This window comes from Kothea flammea (assembly GCF_052161645.1).
In the GTDB taxonomy this organism is placed as follows: Bacteria; Planctomycetota; Planctomycetia; order Pirellulales; family Pirellulaceae; genus Laterigemmans.
This window is the reverse complement of record NZ_CP197414.1, coordinates 2,120,895-2,137,296: the sequence shown is the minus strand read 5'-3', so window position 1 is coordinate 2,137,296 and position 16,402 is coordinate 2,120,895. Positions and strand designations below refer to the sequence as shown.

General features: G+C 56.0%; 11 protein-coding genes. 7 read left to right on the top strand and 4 right to left on the bottom strand.

Going from position 1 to position 16,402, the window contains the following annotated elements; genetic code table 11:
* Window positions 1-151 precede the first annotated feature (151 nt).
* The gene (locus tag SH139x_RS07585; protein ID WP_488354671.1) at window positions 152-880 is read right to left on the bottom strand and encodes a class I SAM-dependent methyltransferase; all 729 of its coding nucleotides are present in this window, start codon (window positions 878-880) and stop codon (window positions 152-154) included.
* Window positions 877-2,490 carry a permease gene (locus SH139x_RS07580; RefSeq protein ID WP_488355981.1) on the bottom strand — a complete coding sequence of 538 codons (1,614 nt, stop codon included), beginning with the start codon at window positions 2,488-2,490 and terminating at the stop codon, window positions 877-879. Before SH139x_RS07580 ends, SH139x_RS07585 begins: the two co-directional genes overlap by 4 nt.
* 331 nt (window positions 2,491-2,821) lie before the next feature.
* Between SH139x_RS07580 and SH139x_RS07575 the strand changes: the two genes are divergently transcribed.
* On the top strand, window positions 2,822-3,481 hold the full coding sequence (locus SH139x_RS07575) for an RNA polymerase sigma factor (RefSeq protein ID WP_488354670.1): 660 nt from the start codon (window positions 2,822-2,824) through the stop codon (window positions 3,479-3,481).
* A gap of 154 nt (window positions 3,482-3,635) precedes the next feature.
* Here the strand turns inward: SH139x_RS07575 and SH139x_RS07570 are convergent, their stop codons facing one another.
* Window positions 3,636-4,364, bottom strand: a complete 729-nt coding sequence (locus SH139x_RS07570) for a 3-keto-disaccharide hydrolase (protein WP_488354669.1) — start codon at window positions 4,362-4,364, stop codon at window positions 3,636-3,638.
* 318 nt (window positions 4,365-4,682) lie between these two features.
* On the opposite strand from SH139x_RS07570, the gene SH139x_RS07565 reads away from it, so the two are divergent.
* The 3 genes from SH139x_RS07565 to SH139x_RS07555 all read left to right on the top strand — a co-directional run bounded on the left by SH139x_RS07565 (window position 4,683) and on the right by SH139x_RS07555 (window position 10,236).
* Window positions 4,683-7,052, top strand: coding sequence for a DUF1588 domain-containing protein (locus tag SH139x_RS07565; RefSeq protein WP_488354668.1), 2,370 nt, complete (start codon window positions 4,683-4,685; stop codon window positions 7,050-7,052).
* A 1-nt stretch (window position 7,053) separates the two neighbouring features.
* The gene (locus SH139x_RS07560; RefSeq protein ID WP_488354667.1) at window positions 7,054-8,406 is read left to right on the top strand and encodes a DUF1552 domain-containing protein; all 1,353 of its coding nucleotides are present in this window, start codon (window positions 7,054-7,056) and stop codon (window positions 8,404-8,406) included.
* A 357-nt stretch (window positions 8,407-8,763) separates the two neighbouring features.
* A complete protein-coding gene (locus SH139x_RS07555) occupies window positions 8,764-10,236 on the top strand; it encodes an IS4 family transposase (RefSeq protein WP_488354666.1) in 1,473 nt (490 codons plus the stop codon).
* A gap of 24 nt (window positions 10,237-10,260) precedes the next feature.
* Here SH139x_RS07555 and SH139x_RS07550 read toward each other — a convergent pair whose 3' ends face one another.
* Entirely contained in the window at window positions 10,261-12,498 is a 2,238-nt protein-coding gene (locus SH139x_RS07550) for a serine/threonine-protein kinase (RefSeq protein WP_488354665.1), read from the bottom strand.
* A 303-nt stretch (window positions 12,499-12,801) separates the two neighbouring features.
* Between SH139x_RS07550 and SH139x_RS07545 the strand changes: the two genes are divergently transcribed.
* The 3 genes from SH139x_RS07545 (at window position 12,802) to SH139x_RS07535 (ending at window position 16,393) form a co-directional block, all read left to right on the top strand.
* A complete protein-coding gene (locus SH139x_RS07545; protein WP_488354664.1) occupies window positions 12,802-13,416 on the top strand; it encodes an RNA polymerase sigma factor in 615 nt (204 codons plus the stop codon).
* 272 nt (window positions 13,417-13,688) lie between these two features.
* Window positions 13,689-15,278 (top strand): MraY family glycosyltransferase, encoded by a 1,590-nt coding sequence (locus tag SH139x_RS07540; protein WP_488354663.1) that lies wholly within the window; start codon window positions 13,689-13,691, stop codon window positions 15,276-15,278.
* Between the two features lie 134 nt (window positions 15,279-15,412).
* Entirely contained in the window at window positions 15,413-16,393 is a 981-nt protein-coding gene (locus SH139x_RS07535; protein ID WP_488354662.1) for a GDP-mannose 4,6-dehydratase, read from the top strand.
* The last annotated feature ends 9 nt before the right edge of the window (window positions 16,394-16,402 follow it).

Here is a 16,402-nt window from a genome sequence, read left to right as displayed (position 1 = left end):
GGAGCGTCTTGAAAATCGCCGCACCGCCCGCGATTCGCTGAAGGCGAATCGCGGGCGGTGCGGCGGCGGCGAGTGTAATGCCAACTGTAGCCGCCAGTTGTTGCCCCGGCCGGGGCAAGCCCGGCGGAAGCATTGTGTCAGCGAAAGGCGACTATGCCAACGTCCAATGGCGGTCGCTGGTCGGTTGTAACCTTTGCGGCTCCAAACCACAGTTCGCCACCATCTCCCGGGCTTCTTGTAAAGTTAACGCGGCATGTAATGATTGCCTTAATAACTCGCGAGATTGCTCCACTTCTTGGCCAGCATACAAAGCCGTCAAACGATCAATCTCGGCGGTCGTTTCTGGCCTCAATAAATCGCGAATGAATAACCGCCCCGTCGCTGGTTTGAGCACGCGTAACGCTTGCCGTAACACCACTTCGGGGTCGGCCAAGTGATGGAACAATGTATTACTGATCACCGCATCAAAACTTGCATCAGGAAATTCGCTCAGCGTCTTTACATCACAAGTCGATAGGGTAATGAACTCACTGAGATCGGCTGCCGCCACGTTTCGCTGGGCGATCCGCTGCATGTGGAGCGCCGCATCGACGGCGACCACTTGAGCACCCGGCAATTGCCGACACAACTCGATGGGAATCCGCGCCGTCCCCGAGCCGAGGTCGATAATGCGGGGCGGAGCGGGTAACCGCTCAGCCCAACCGGGAGCCAAGTTGATGAAGTCACTGACAAAGTTACGATTGACCTCGGCGTGATCCATGGCATCGTAAAGTTCCGCGTCAGCCGCCGTGTCCATCAACTCGGGTTCGAGCGTCCGCGGCACAGAGCTGGCCGACGCCGGGGGAAATTGCTCGCCGCCGGAATGAGATGCATCACTCATGATTCTTGATGTCCTTCGCCAGAAAAACCAGCTTCATGGTCGACTGCGGCAATTTCCGCAGCTCGCGGGCCTAACCACCAGCCCCAAACGATTAACAACAGCCCCGCCACGGCGTAACCCCCGGCGTACTCAAACGTGATCCCCCGCAAATCGATCGGCAACACAAACGCTGACCAATCGCTGGGGCCGAGCGGCAAAAACAGTCGATTTCCAGCCAGTGGGCTGTGGATCACGCCGAACAGCGTAAACCCGGCGGTGGCCAGCAACACCGTGCCGGCGCGACGCAAGTTGCCGTCGATGATCGAGGCTAAGGCCCAAGCCCACAGCAGGCTGGTCAAAATAAAGCCACTTTTCAACACCCCCAACGTGACCAAATTGTGCCGCAACTCTTCATTCGCCAGCGTTTCCGCCGTAATCCCGGCCGAAATCAAGGCCTCGTCCCCTAGCAAACGGCCCGGGAAACTGTCGGCCAAAAATGCCAGCGCGGGAACGCAGGCCAGGGCTACGGCTGCGTAATGTCGCCGCGGGGTGGCTAGAAAACTTTGCGCCGTGATCTCTAAACCGACAAAAATGAGAATCGGAAAGACCGCCGGCTTGGGGATCCAGTCGAGCAGAAAGCCGAAATAGCCGACTGTCCCCGCGGAACCGACCAGCAGGGCCGTTGCCAACACGTAAGCCGCTCGTCCGCCCATTGCTTTGTAAGCTGGATGACCAATGTAAGGCGTCGTCTGGATCACTCCGCCGCAGAATCCGGCAGCCAATGTGGCGACCGCTTCGATCCCGATGACTGTGCCGGTGGGGTATTCATCGCCAGCTGCTGCGGCACTTTCCGTGCAATCAATCCCGCCCACGACGGTCGCCAGGGCAAACGGCAAAACGACGGGTAGATAGGTCAGCGAGTCACCGGCGGCGGAGAGCCACTGCATGGTGAAGGCCGAAGTCCAGCCCCCCGGAAACCACTCGGTTACCGAAGGGGTGGCCGCCTCGTAGCCCGCCACCCCGAGGGCTTGCATCAAGTAGTAAATCGAACCGGCGATCAGCAGCGCGCCAAGCGTGCCGGGGAGCCTACCGGGGAGCGGCGCGCGGCCGATCAAGGTGGTCAGCACGATCGCCAAGGCGACGAACCCGGGCAATGGATGTGCGAAAATGTCCAGCAGCGGCAAAAAACTAATCAGCACCAAGGCGATCGCGGCCAACGAACCGAGCAGCCCGGCGCGGGGTACAATCCGCCGCACCCAACCGCTGAACGGAGCACAGCAAAGCTTGAAAATCCCAGCGAAGACCAAAGAACAGATGCCGATGTGCCACGCGTGCCGGGCCGCATCAAGCTCGGTCATCGTTTGGCTGGCGATTTGGAAGGCCGGCCCGAGCACGAAAAAGATAATGCCGAAAATACTGGGGGTGTCGATGCCCAGCGGCATGGCGGTGATGTCGCTGCGGCCAGTACGACGGGCGATCAGGATCGCCAAAGCGAAAAACATCAAATCACCCAGCATGACGCCGATGGCCGTGCCGGGCACCATATGGCTGATGACAAAGTCCGACGGCCAGCCGAATACGAACGTCAGCAGACTGACCGTCAGGATCAGACCCGCGATATTGTCCAACATCAGCCCAAAAAAGGCATTAACATCGCCGGGTGCGGCCCAACGGTAGCGTTTGGAAGGGGACAAGGCGGTGGTGCCTCCAAAGAACGTCTGGGAAAAATAACCCCCATAGGATACGGGGAACGCCAGTTAAAGGAATTGACTACACCGCTGGAACTGACAATTTTTCTCAGACTGTCAAGCTTGAAGGAAAATGCAATTTTTTCCGGTGAACACACTTGTACCGGTTATTTCGGGTGGGGATTATTCGGTCTATGTTTTGACCGATGGGCGATCGGCGGATAGACTACGTAGCGAGTAACCCGAGCGTCTCTTGTTGACGAGATGGAAACGCGTGAATACGAAAGCTTTTCAGAACAATACCGAGATCACGAATTTTGACGTCGCCACCGACGAGCAGTTGTTGCTCGAATATCAGGTGAGCGGTGATCGATCGGTTTTCGAAATATTAATGCGCAGATACCAGCGAGAATTGTTCAGCTATTTGCGTCGCTACTTGGGTGACGCCGAGATGGCCGAGGATGCTTTTCAGGGAGCTTTTCTGCAAGTTCATTTGAAATGTGACCAGTTCGATTCGGGGCGTCGGTTTCGGCCCTGGTTGTACGCCATCGCGACGAATCAAGCGATCGACGTGCAGCGTAGGAACAAGCGGCACCGCATGGCCAGCTTGGACCGCACGGCGACGACGGACGATTCTGACGGCCATTGGTCGGAGAAACTGGTCGGCGATGGGCCTGATCCGCTAGCCGAAGCGGCCAGCCGCGAGCATGGTCAATGGGTTCGCGACGCTGTCGATTCGCTGGGCGATTCGATGAAGCAGGCGATCCATCTGGTCTATTACCAAGGGCTGAAGTATCGCGAAGCGGCCGAAATCTTAGGGATTCCCGTGGGGACGGTGAAAAGCCGCCTGCACGCCGCCGTCCAGAGATTGGGGGTGGAGTGGGACGCCAGCCACGATCAAGCGCACGACGCGGCCGTAAACGAAGAAGTTTAGCTAGAAGATGCTAGTTGCTAGCGGCTAGATGCTAGACGTTAGTGGCTAGGGGAGAAAGAAAGCGGCTGGAAGGGTGCCACGTAACCCAAGCTGGATCGAAAGAGCACCTCGCATGCACACCCCCCACTAGCATCTAGCTACTAGCATCTAGCTACTACTTCATCCGAATGTCTTTGAATTCGGCCCACATCGGTTTGCCGGCGTGGAGTTGCAGGGCTAACACTCCGCTGCTGAGTGCCAACTCGGGGTGCTCGTCGGTGAAATCGAGCACCAAGCGGCCATTCATGTAGTGCCTGAGGCGATTTCCCTTGGCAATGATGATCACGTCGTTCCACTGGTCGACATTGAACAACTCTTTGTACTCGGCTTTCGAGATCAAGTTACCCTTGACTTGCTTGCCCTCTGTCGTCCACACCGCTCGCTCGCCGACCAAGCAGATGCGGCCCCGCTTGCCACCTTCGTCGTAGATAAAGCCGGAAACGTTTGGCAGCGTCTCTTCGTTGCGGATCTCGTGCTGATATCCACGCACCACCCAAGCGTTCCGTGGTTTGCCTTCCGTGATGTGCCGTGAACGATATTGAATCCCCGAATTGTTGGTGGCGGTGCAGCGGAACGACAATCGCAGTTCAAAATCATTCAGCTCGCCTCCTTGCCAAATCAAAAACGTATTTCCGTTGGCCTTGTTTTCCTCAGTCGTTTGCCCGTGAATCACGCCATCTTTCACCGACCACAACCGCGGATCGCCATCCCACCCAGCCAAAGTTTCGCCATCAAACAGCGATTGCATGCCCGCCGGCTCGGGGGGCGCCTTTTGGTCCGCTTCTTGAGCGACTACGGTGAGCGAGAATAGGGCGGCGAAAACGAAACTTTGGTAACGCAGCATGGGTTTACTCCGAGGGGATGATTGTTTCCACACATTATTGTCTGCCGCTCTGCGATTCGCCACCGTATGTCGGGGATGGCTTTGCGAATGGCGGATTTTGGCGAGCTTGCTTGGACTTTTGGCGGAGCGAAAGGCGACTTTGGCGACTCTGTTTTCCTTCTGGTCGACGATCGGTTACAATGCGGAGAAATAAGCCCACCTACAACATTGTGGAGACTCCCGTTTCCACACTCCCACCTTTTTGGTTTCGCTTGCAGGCCACTTGGCCCTAAAAGCAAGCGCCCACCATTCACTTGCGTCTTTGGAGCAACCACTTTGATGCTGGATAGGCCGAATCGCACCGGCAACCGCATGCTCGCCTCGCGTAGCACTGGTTGGCTTTTATTATCGACCGCAATACTTTCGCTGCTGTCGAGCGATGCGATTGCTGTCGCGCCGCAAATTTCCGACGAAGAGTTGCGGGCCCGCGGCGAAGAAATTTATCGTAATCGCTGTGCGGAATGTCACGGCGAGGCTGGTGAAGGGGTCGACGCCTACTACCCAGATCGGCTAATGGGTGACGATTCAATTGGTCAATTGACCGAGACGATCGCCGAAACCATGCCTGAGGATGATCCCGAGCTGTGCGAGGGTGAAGATGCCGCCGCCGTGGCCGCTTTCATCCACCATAGCTTCTACAGCGAAGCGGCCCGCCTGAAAAAACGCCCCCCTCGCGTCGCCCTCGCTCGCTTGACCGCGAACCAACTGCGACAAAGCTTGGCCGACCTTTACGCGGCTAACGACCAAGTTGCCAACGTTAAACAAGAACGTGGCATCAAAGCCACTTATTACGCCGGCGCACGCCGCAAAAAAGAAAATGTCAAGATCGAGCGGATTGATCCCGTGATCGATTTCGACTTTGGCCACGAAAGTCCCGGCGAAGGGATCGAGCCCAAGTCGTTCGCGATCAATTGGGAAGGTAGCATCCGAGCGGACGTAACGGGCAAGTATGAGATGGTGGTTCGCAGCACCTGCTCGTTCGTGATGCAATTCGGCAACCACAGCCGAGAGTTCATCAATAACCACGTGCAGTCGGGTGATAAGACTGAGTTTCGCGAAACCATCGTGCTCACCGCCGGTCGCATATACCCCTTCAAAATTGACTTTACGCAGCGCGAGCGTTCCACCGAACAACCGCCCGCCAGCATCTCCTTGAGCTGGGTGCCCCCGCAACAAGCCGAGCAGATAATCCCGCCGCACAACCTGCTGCCAGGTTGGGCTCCGTCGGTCTACACCTTGCAAACCGATTTGCCTCCGGATGATCGCAGTTACGGCTTTGAGCGCGGGATCGCGATCGATCGCCAATGGGACGAATCGACGACCGCTGCGGCATTGGAGTTTGCCGAAATCGCCATCAGCGAACTGTGGCCGCAATACGAGCGTCGGCACCGCGATGATTCGAATGAGAATCGCCAACGCCTGCGTGACTTTCTGGCGGGGCTCGCCAGCCGCGCGTTCCGCGGTCCACTGACTGATGCGCAACGGCAAACTTACGTCGACCAACAAGTCGATGCGACGGAAGACGACAAAGAAGCGATCAAACGCTCAATTATTCTAACTCTCAAAAGCCCGCGTTTCTTATATCCGACCATTGACCTGAATTGTAGCGAATCTCAGCAAGCGGCGAATCGTTTAGCGCTTGTTTTATATGATTCGCTGCCTGTCGATCGCTGGTTGATGGAAGCGGCCGAAAAGGATCGCTTAACCAGTGAAGATCAAGTCCGCGCGACGGCCGCGAGGATGATCAACGACTATCGGGCACAAGCGAAGACGCGGGAGATGCTGACGCAGTGGTTAGACCTTGGCCACTTTGACGAGATCGCTAAAGACGATGAGTTGTTCGCCGGTTTTGACGATCAAGTGGTCAGCGATTTGCGTAGTTCCTTAATGGCCTTTCTTGACGCCGTCGTCTGGAGCGAAGCGAGCGATTATCGACAACTGTTCCAGGCCAAGTGGACATTTACGACCGATCGCCTGGCGGAGGTCTACGGTGATAGTTGGCAGCCCGCGGAGGAAGGGCAAGGCCCGCGGCGGAGTCAGCCAGATGCCGAACACCGTTTTGGGGTGCTGACGCATCCGCTGTTGATGAGTGGCTTGTCGTACCACGACGCGACGTCGCCGATTCATCGCGGCGTGTTTCTGATCCGGCACCTGCTGGGCCGCACGTTGCGTCCCCCAGCCGACGTCTTTCCGCCACTCAGCCCCGACTTACACCCCGACTTGAATACCCGAGAACGCGTGGCTTTGCAAACCAGCCCTGAGAGCTGTCAAGTTTGCCACAGCAAAATTAACGGCCTCGGTTTTGTGCTGGAAAATTACGATCCGATCGGGCGTTATCGCGCCACGGATGCCGATAAACCAGTGGACGCCACCGGTGCGTACACCGACCGCCAAGGAAATTTAGTAGACTTCGTGGGACCCGCCGAATTGGCGGACTACTTGGCAACCAGCGATGATGCCCTAGAAGCTTTCGTTAACCGCGCCTTCCAACATTTTGTCAAACAACCCATCGCCGCGTTTGGGCCAAACACCCAAGCGGCGCTAGTGGAAAAGTTTAGAGCTAGTGGTTTTAACATCCGCGAGCTGATCGTCGAAGTCGCTGTGATCGCGGCTCGCCAACCTCACTCCCCGGACTTGCAGGAATCTTGAAATGAATACCCCACACTATCAATCCTCGCGACGTGAGTTCCTGAAACGAACCGGCTTGAGTGCGGCTGCGGCGAATTTGTTGATGGGCCTTCCCAGTTTGGGCTGGGCCGCTGCGGCGACGACCAAGCCGAAAAAGCGGGTTGTGTTTGTCTTCAGCCCCAACGGCGTCATTCCCCAACACTTTTGGCCGGAAACGCTAGGCAAAGATTTTGAGCTGAAGCGCATCCTCCAACCGCTGAGCGATCTCCGCGAACGGACGTTGACCTTGCATGGGGTTTGCAATCAGATCAAAGGGGACGGCGACGGCCACATGCGGGGCATCGGCTGCTTGTTGACCGGTATCGAGTTGTTTCCCGGCGATGTGCAGGGTGGCTCGGACACGCCCGCCGGATGGTCACAAGGGATCTCGGTCGATCAGCACTTGCGGAATTGCTTGCAGGCCGATGCCGAGTCGCAAACGCGGTTTGGTTCGCTGGAGTTCGGTGTCATGGTGCCCGACCGTGCCGATACCTGGACCCGCATGTCGTACGCGGGCCCAAACCAGCCTGTCGCGCCGATCGATAACCCTTACAAAATGTTTGACAAACTGTACGGTCAAACCAAAAACCGCAAGCTGTTGTCCAGCGTGCTGGATGAGATCACGGCCGAACTGAAGGCAGTTAAGCAGTCGATCAGCGCCGAAGACCGTCAAATGCTCGAAGAACACATGACGATGGTGCGTCAAGTCGAACAAGAGCTAAAGACCGAGCAAGAGCAATTGGCAAAGCGGGGCGATGTCGGGCACGCCATTCCCGAATTGCCTGCGAACATCGACGAAGACAACGACAATATGCCGATGATCACCAAGACCCAAATGGACCTCTTGGTGAACAGTTTTGCAGCAGATTTCGCTCGCGTGGCGACCTTCCAAATCACCAACAGCGTGGGACAACCTCGGATGCGCTGGCTCGATATCGACGAAGGACACCATACCCTTTCGCACGAACCCGATAGCAACGAAACTTCCTACGAGAAATTGATCAAAATCAATACGTGGTACTGCGAGCAAGTTGCCTACTTGGCGAAACGACTGGCTGCTACGCCAGAGCCGGGCGGCCAAGGCTCGCTGCTGGATAACACGACGATCATCTGGACGAACGAGTTAGGTAAGGGGAACTCCCACACGCGTAACAACATTCCGTTTGTGATGATCGGTGAAGGCTTGGGCTTCTCGATGGGCCAAGCGATGGACTTCGGCAAGGTGCCTCACAACCGTCTGCTAATGAGTATCTGCGAAGGTATGGGCTATCCAGTAGAAAATTTTGGTAACCCCGATTTCTGCGGCGACGGCGGGCTTACCGGGCTGTTTGGTTAGGAGCCTATTTATTGCTCCCCTGCCAGCTCGCCTGGCAGGAAGCCGAGGTTGGCAAGCTAGACGCAAGCCTCAATTTGCGCAACCGTCCGAGTTTAACTTTTTGCTCGCCGCTTTAAGCGGCAAGCAAAAGTTAAACTCGGTGGAATGGGAGGGCGTCGGTGTCTAGCTTGCGAACCTTATTCACCCACGAGACGAGCTCGTGGGGGTCAAAAAATATGTGGAGCAAAAAGCCTATTCCACCTTTTCTTTACAGGCTGGAAGCCTTTTTATACCCCAGAACTTTTTCTTGCCTATTTTGGAGCCTAAGAGAATAATCGGACACGATGGAGGTTCAATTTTTTCACGGAAGGCAACCAGATGGTATCAGATTGGGTAGTTAGCGAGTTTGAAACTTTAGATCTTGGTCACTTGCAGCGAGAAAAGCGTGTCCGAGCGTTTGTAACCCAGGCAGCAAAGATCGGCGAATCGACGCCCGATCGCACTCGTTCGAACGCCGAACTCAAAGGAATCTACCGCTTGACCGACAACTCAAACGTGGATGTCAACGAAATCTTCGACGCCCATCATCAGGCCACAAGAAAACGCTGCTCCGAGCATTCACATGTCTTTCTTTCCCAGGACACTAGCGAATTTGACCTGACTAAGCCCAAACAGCAAGTCGCCGGGGCCGGGCCGTTGGGAACTGACAAACGGGTCGGTTTTTTCTATCATCCGCTCTATGCCGTCAATCGGGACGGCCTTCCCCTGGGGGTCGTCGATCAGGTCTTGTGGACACGGGATCCGGCTTCACTGGAAGTGACCGCCAAGGAACGAAAAGCCAACCAAAAACGGCGATGTTTTGAAGAAAAGGAGAGCTGCCGGTGGCTTGAGATGATGCAAAGTGGTGAGCAAATCGCTCGATTAATGCCGCAAACTCAATTTACACTTTTGGCAGACAGCGAAGCCGATATCGGTGAATTGCTTACTCAAGCTAACGAGTTTCCCGATAACTTTGATTTTATCATTCGCCACTGCCGCACCGAGAAAATCATTGAAGCCAGAAACGCGTTGACCGGCGAGCCGATCGCGGGCGTCGAGACGATTGACGAAGCCCTTTCGAAGGTGTCCTGGCGAGGGGAAAAGACTGTTTGCATCGGCGGTCGCGACGCTCCGGTGCTTCCTGATGATACAAAGCGTGTTCGTAAGCAAGCTCGCATGTCCCGCGAGGCCTTGGTGCAGTATCGCTCTGTCCGCCTGAAGGTAGCCGGTGGTCGCCGCGTCGGTGGTGGGACATTGCCCAACGTGTGGATCAATGTGGTTGAATCGCTCGAGATCGCTCCGCCTGCTAGCGACTCGCCGATCCGCTGGGTTTTGTTGACGACGTTGCCGATCGGTACAGCCCAAGAGATTAACGCGGTTCTCGAAGGTTACTGCGTCCGTTGGAGTGTCGAATTGTATTTCAAAACGCTCAAGAGTGGTTTGAATGTGGAGGACATGAAGTACGAAACGCTGGAGCGATATCTTCGGGCGTTCTCGATGTTGACGGTAGTTGCTTGGCGAGTGGAATACCTCAAGGGGGCGACGCGGAGCGATCCGGATGCCCCATGCACGGAATACTTTACTGATCAAGAGTGGATGGCGGTGATGCTCTTTTTGCATCGTCGACCGGTGAAGCCGAACGAGCCACCGACGATGGAGATATTTATGAAATCGATCGCTATGCTCGGTGGCTACATCAACAAGAAAGCACAAGGTCCTCCAGGCTCCAAAACAATTTGGCGAGGAATGAGCCGTTTCTCAACGATCGTCGAAGCCTACGCTGTGTTCTCTCAAATGAGTTCTGGGGTATAAAAAGGCTGGAAGCCTATTCCACTTTTACTTTGTGATGGCGGCGGAGAGACGCTGGAATGCTTCCTCGAAGCGTTGGTAGGCGATGAAGGAACTGAGTACTCCTAAGCCCGTTGCGAAAAGTGTCAACATCAAAATCCAACGTGCTTCGGTTTCAGAGATCAGCGCTGCAGCTAATAACGGCACCATCGCGGCTGCGATTAAATAACGCCCGCCAGTGCGCCGCAGCGTGCGAATCCGGTTCTCAAAGTTAACATCTTCCATCGTGGGAGCGACCAAGACCGGATAGTACAACAAGACTCCCGCAGCAGCCCCACCAAAAAAAGGTAACGTCCAAGCGACTCCGCCGCATAGCACTAATGACATGAAAAAGTGCGCAGCGGCATCCCAAGTAAACTCGGGATGACAAGCTTTTAAAACTAACGGATAAACGAGTCCCGCCAAGGTCCACAGCGAGCCGCCGATGACGGCCGCCCACATTCCCAACTGCCAAGCCGCTCGCAGTGATCCTTCCGGTACCGCTCGGCCGTGCCGAGCAGCTTCGATGCCTCTGGCAATCGGCCGCGTGAACAACACTAATAATATCACGCCCAATGGATAGGCAATTAAATTGACCGACGTTGCCAACGGATAGAAAGTAGCTTCAATATTTATCTCGGCAAAACGTTCTAAAATCTGCACCCGGTTATATTCGTAATTGAACCAACCAGCGGCCGCATTGGGTAGCAAAATAATGCAGCCGGTCAACAACCAAACGGGTAAACGCAATAATGATTGCCGCAAACCTCCCGGCTGAGGATAAAACATCGGGGCGGATTCAGGATAAAGCGCCAATCGCAGTTGGCCCGCCAACTTGGCGCCTGTCGCTGGACGCAAATCACGATCCAAACGCAAAGTGTCAGATAACACGCCACCCAAAGCCCGCTCAGTCGCGCTGCCACTGACCGGCAAAGCTAACTCCTGACCACGCAACTCAATTTGTAATGCAATTGCTGCCGAAAAAGATTGCGGCGTCTGCGGACTCTGCCATGGTCGTTCCCCCTTCCATAACTCCCATAACAAAATGGCCAGGGAATAAAGATCTGAGCGGCCATCTAAGTCACCCGCTTGACGCGAGTCGGTCGGATCGGCGGCGAATAGCTGCTCTGGAGACATATAAGCCAACGAACCACCAAAGTTTTCGGCTGCATCCGCGCAGCTGTCCCCGCCCGCAACGCTGACGTTAAAATCTGCCAACTTGGGAATCGCTTCGGCCGTCATCAAGACGTTGGCCGGCTTCACGTCGCGATGACAAACTCCCTGGCGGTGGGCATAATCAAGCGCTTGCGCCAATTGAAAACCAATCCTGGCGACCGTGGAAGGCCAATCAGCCTCTGCCAACCAGTGACGCGATTCGGAGTGCTCCGGTGGCAGTTGCCCAGAACCAATCAAATGTTTATCGACGCAATCCAGCAGTGCGCGCCCGCCAGCAGGTAATGCAAGTCCACTGACACCTGTCTGTTCAGACACTTTTTCAGCCCCTTGAGCGGACATCTCCGCGGGAGAACCGGCCAATTGGGCGATCACATCAGCCAACGTGCCGCCTGGTAGGTACTCCATGTAAATCAATTCATGGGGCGGTTGCTGACGGCTACGTTGGTCATAGACGCGAACAATATTAGAATGATCCAAGCGGGCGAGCGCCTGGGATTCATCCCCCGAGCGAGACGCTAACTTGAGCGCGACGAGCCGCTGCATTGTTTCTTGCCGAGCCAGATAGACGCTAGCGAAGGCGCCGCGTCCCAGCAATCTGACAATCACAAACTCATCAATGCGGCTGTCCGCCGGCAAGGTCTCGTTGCTAATTTGCTGCGGACCAGTCGACAAGCCGAAGCGATCGAGCGCTGTTTGCAAGTGTGGAAATCGCCAGCGATACTGAGCTAATTCAACCGCCCCACCATGGCTTTGCCTGACAACTTGGTCTTCCAACACCACGTCGATCGGGACTTGGTCGAGCGGCAAGAGCTCAGGCAACGCGTCGCAGTAGTCCTCAATCACTCGATCAATACCAGCTTGCAAGGCTTCGGTAAGATCAAGTTTGATCAGTTCCCAAGCGACCAGGCGCTGCGAAGCTTGATTCCCCGCACCGAGAAAGCGAGCCAAATCGCAGAGGTTTTTCAACGGTGCGACTTGGGCAAATTTCTCCAAGCAACCTTCAAAATCTAACGGTAACGTCTCGGCTGAGAACGTGTTGCCGGTCAAGCTGGAATGATCGGGTTTGGGCAATTGATGCTCCCTGCAAAGCCACGCGGTCCCATCAGTCGATTCGGAAGGTAGGATGGGTCTCCAGACCCGTCTTTATACATGAAATCTTCTTTATCCTGCGTCTGTCGTTTGTGATTTTTTTTCTTCGGCAGCGTTTGCATATTCGAGCACGAGCACGTTCCCGAGGATATGGGTTCAAAAAGTTAAGTCTCTTGAAAGACGCGCAGGGAGACCCATCCTACTTTATGTTATCGTAGTGCTCGACAGCACGCGCCAACTGCTGGCGAGCGACTAAGTCGATTCTCCCAATTCCGTGGCATGCTCATGAATTTTCAGCCTAGCGATGAAGACGAGGCGTTAATCGCGGCGATTCGCCGAGGGGATGCGATCGCGTTGGCGACGCTGGCCGATCAACAACAGGCCAGATTGCTCGCATTCATTCGCCGAGTGGCAGGGGACGCGTTGCTGGCCCAAGTCGAACCCGAGGACTTGCTGCAGGAAGCAATCACCAGCGCCGTGACTTCATTGGCCGAGGTCGCCGGACCGGAATTGGACCCGCTAGCCTGGCTGTTCGGACTGATCCGTCGCCGCGTGGTCGACGCTCACCGCTACCATTTTGCCGCGGAACGCCGCAACGCTGCCAAACAGTGCTCGCTAGATGCCGCTTTTGCCGGAGCGGAGCAGGGGGGCGGGTTTGCCGATCTGCTGTCCAACAGCATGACCACTCCCTCGGCCGCGTTCAGCCGAAATGTCAAAATCGCGCGTGTGCGAGAGGCTATCGAGCGGTTGGAGCCAGCAAAACGTGAAATCATCCGCTGGCGGTATGTCGAACAGTTGTCCACTAAAGAAATTGCCAGCCGCACCGGCAAGAGTGACGCAGCCATCCGAGTCACGCTGACCCGGACAGTCCGCCAACTCGAAACACTGCTGGGTCGATAAATTTCCAATGTTCACAATAATTTCTTTGAGCGGAAATCCCTCCCCAAGGCACGCCTGAGAACTCTTCTTGTGCCTATAATGGTGCAAATCGCTCCATTGAATCGCCCTACCCCCTACGGGGGCACTGTGCGACTACCGACCGCCAATTTGAACTCTTTTCACTCAATGATTAGGATGCCAACACGAAAAATAAGCAAAGCCACCAAAGACCGACTGGATCGCCTAACCATCCCAGTTGTCCCGGTGTCAGCCTCCTCGAGGATCCCATTGACATGCAACCCGCAGCGTTCGCAAAAGTTCTGATACTCACCGCTTTTGCTGCTTGGTTTATTAGCCTTGTTTGTGTGCCGGTGGTGCGTTGGTTGGCTTGTCGCGTCGGTTTAGTCGATTCCCCAGATCCGACTCGCAAGCTGCATCGCGGGGAAATCGCTCTCGGCGGCGGGATCGCGGTTTTCCTGACGGTAACTGTTGTTGCAATCATCGCTGATCGAATGTTCATCCCGGCATTCACCGAGGGGGGCCTGCCATGGTCCACTCGTTGGACTGCTCTGGCCTGTGCCGCCCTGGCGACCTTGGTGCTGGGCATGATCGACGATCGCTATCCCCTGCGGGGCAAGTCCAAATTGATCGTGCAGGTCATGATCGTGGGTGCCTTAGGGCTGTATTGGCAACCAAGCGACGCCGTGGTGTTATTTGGTTACACCATTGAGTTGGGGGTGCTGACTTTGCCCCTGTTTATGATTTGGCTGTTGGCGTCGATCAACGCGGTGAATCTGATTGACGGGGCTGATGGGGCTGCGGGCAGTTTCGGAGCGGTGGCTTCGCTGGGCATCGCATTGTGCGCTTTTGTCAGCGGCAACGTAACGGTTGCCATGATGGCAATGGCGATGTCGGCCGCCTTAGCTGGTTTCCTCTGCTACAACCGTCCTCCCGCATCCATTTTCTTGGGTGATGCGGGGAGCATGCTCATTGGCTTGATGCTTGGTGGGCTGGCCTGCTGGTCAGTGGAACGTGGCAGTCAACCGCAAGACTTGCTGATCCCATTGACCCTCATCGGCGTGCCGCTGTTTGATTCCACGGTCGCGATTACTCGACGCGTGTTAACTGGTCGCAGCATTTACATGCCAGACCGCGGGCACTTGCACCACATTCTGGGATCCCATTTTAAGGCTCGGCAACTGTCGCCGATGTGGATGCTGATCGCTTTTGGTGGGCTCGCGGCCATCACCTCGTGTGGCGCGATCGTGGGGGTGATTTTCCGCAGTGATGCGTTCGCCGTGCTGGCAATTGGCTTGGTCATCAGCGGACTCGTTTGCTCACGCGTGTTTGGTCATGCCGAGGCGAGACTGTTGGCTTCGCACACGCGGCGAATGGGTGGTTCACTGGTATCGAAAGTTCGTCGCAGCGAAGCGAAAACGCACGTCGCTGGCGTCTCGCTGCAGGGCGACCGGCAATGGGACGTGGTTTGGTTGCCGCTGGTCGAATTCGCGGAGAAAAATGGCCTTTGGCAATTGAAGTTAGACTTGAATTTGCCCTGGCAGCACGAAGGCTACCACGGATATTGGGCTCGCGGCTCAATGCCTGACCGGGCGGAGCAGTGGAGTGTAAAGCTGCCGATTATCTGCTTGCGACGAAGCGTTGGGCGTCTCGTTGTGATCGGCCACGCTGGTGGGCAAAGTCAGTTGGAATCGCTGGAAGCTTTTTCGTACTTGATCGCGGAAATGCAGCCCGAGATTGAGCGGCTGGTCGACTCCCTGGCTCCTGCTCATCAAGATCAACCGCAGCCTGCCGTTCCTCAACCCGCGTTTCTTAAATCGCTCAAAGATGAACCATCTGGGTTGCAGGTACTGGGTGCCAAGTAGCGAGCTTTTCCGCTCGCCATCAATTTGCGCCCCATGGATGGTTGCTGGCCAATACTGACTCGCCTGACGTTTGGCGTTATACTTGTGCGTGCTGCTAATTACCACCTCGCGCCCAACTAGCCCCAAATTTCGCTTTGAATCGCGTCGCAGTTATCACCGGCATCACCGGGCAAGACGGTTCTTACTTGTGTGAATTGCTACTCAAAAAAGGCTACACGGTTCATGGGCTGGTGCGCCGCAGCAGTTCCATGCAGCGGACCCGCATCGACAGTCTTTTCCATAATCGCGAGCTGTATGATGAGCGGCTGTTTTTACACTACGCCGACTTGGAAGATTCGACCACGATGCGGCGAATTCTGCTCCGCGCCGAGCCCGATGAGCTGTACCATCTAGCGGGACAAAGCCACGTTGGCGTCAGTTTTGAGATCCCCGAGTCGACTTGTCAAATGACGGCCATGGGGACCTTGCGACTGCTGGAAATCGTGCGGGATTTGCCCAAGCAGCCAAAGTTTCTGCATGCCAGCAGCAGTGAAATTTTTGGACGTGCCGAGGAGCCGCCTCAGCACGAACAAACACCGATGCGGCCGGTCACTCCGTACGGCGTTGCCAAGACGTTCGCGACTCAGATGGTGCAAGTCTATCGCGATTCCTTCGGCATGTTTGCTTGTAACGCCATCTGTTACAACCACGAGTCGCCTCGGCGGGGCGAATCGTTTGTAACCCGCAAGATCACCCGAGCTGCCGCGGCGATCGCGCGAGGTCAAGCCGACTCGCTCAAGCTGGGCTCGCTGACCGGCAGTCGCGATTGGGGGTACGCGCCCGAGTATGTGGAAGCGATGTGGCTAATGTTACAGCACCCGCGACCGGACGATTTCCTGTTGGCGACCGGGACAAGTTACACCGTGCGAGATTTCTTAGCGGCTGCCTTCGCGGCTGTCGAGCTGGACTACGAAAAATATCTGGAGTCGGACCCGCGGATGCAACGCCCCAGTGACGTGGCCCGGTTAGTCGGTAATCCGGCCAAGGCCGCTAGCGAGTTGGGCTGGCAAGCCCGCACGCAGGTTCCCGAATTGGCTCGCATCATGGTCCAAGCCGACCTGGAGCAACTGAACTGACGCTAATCT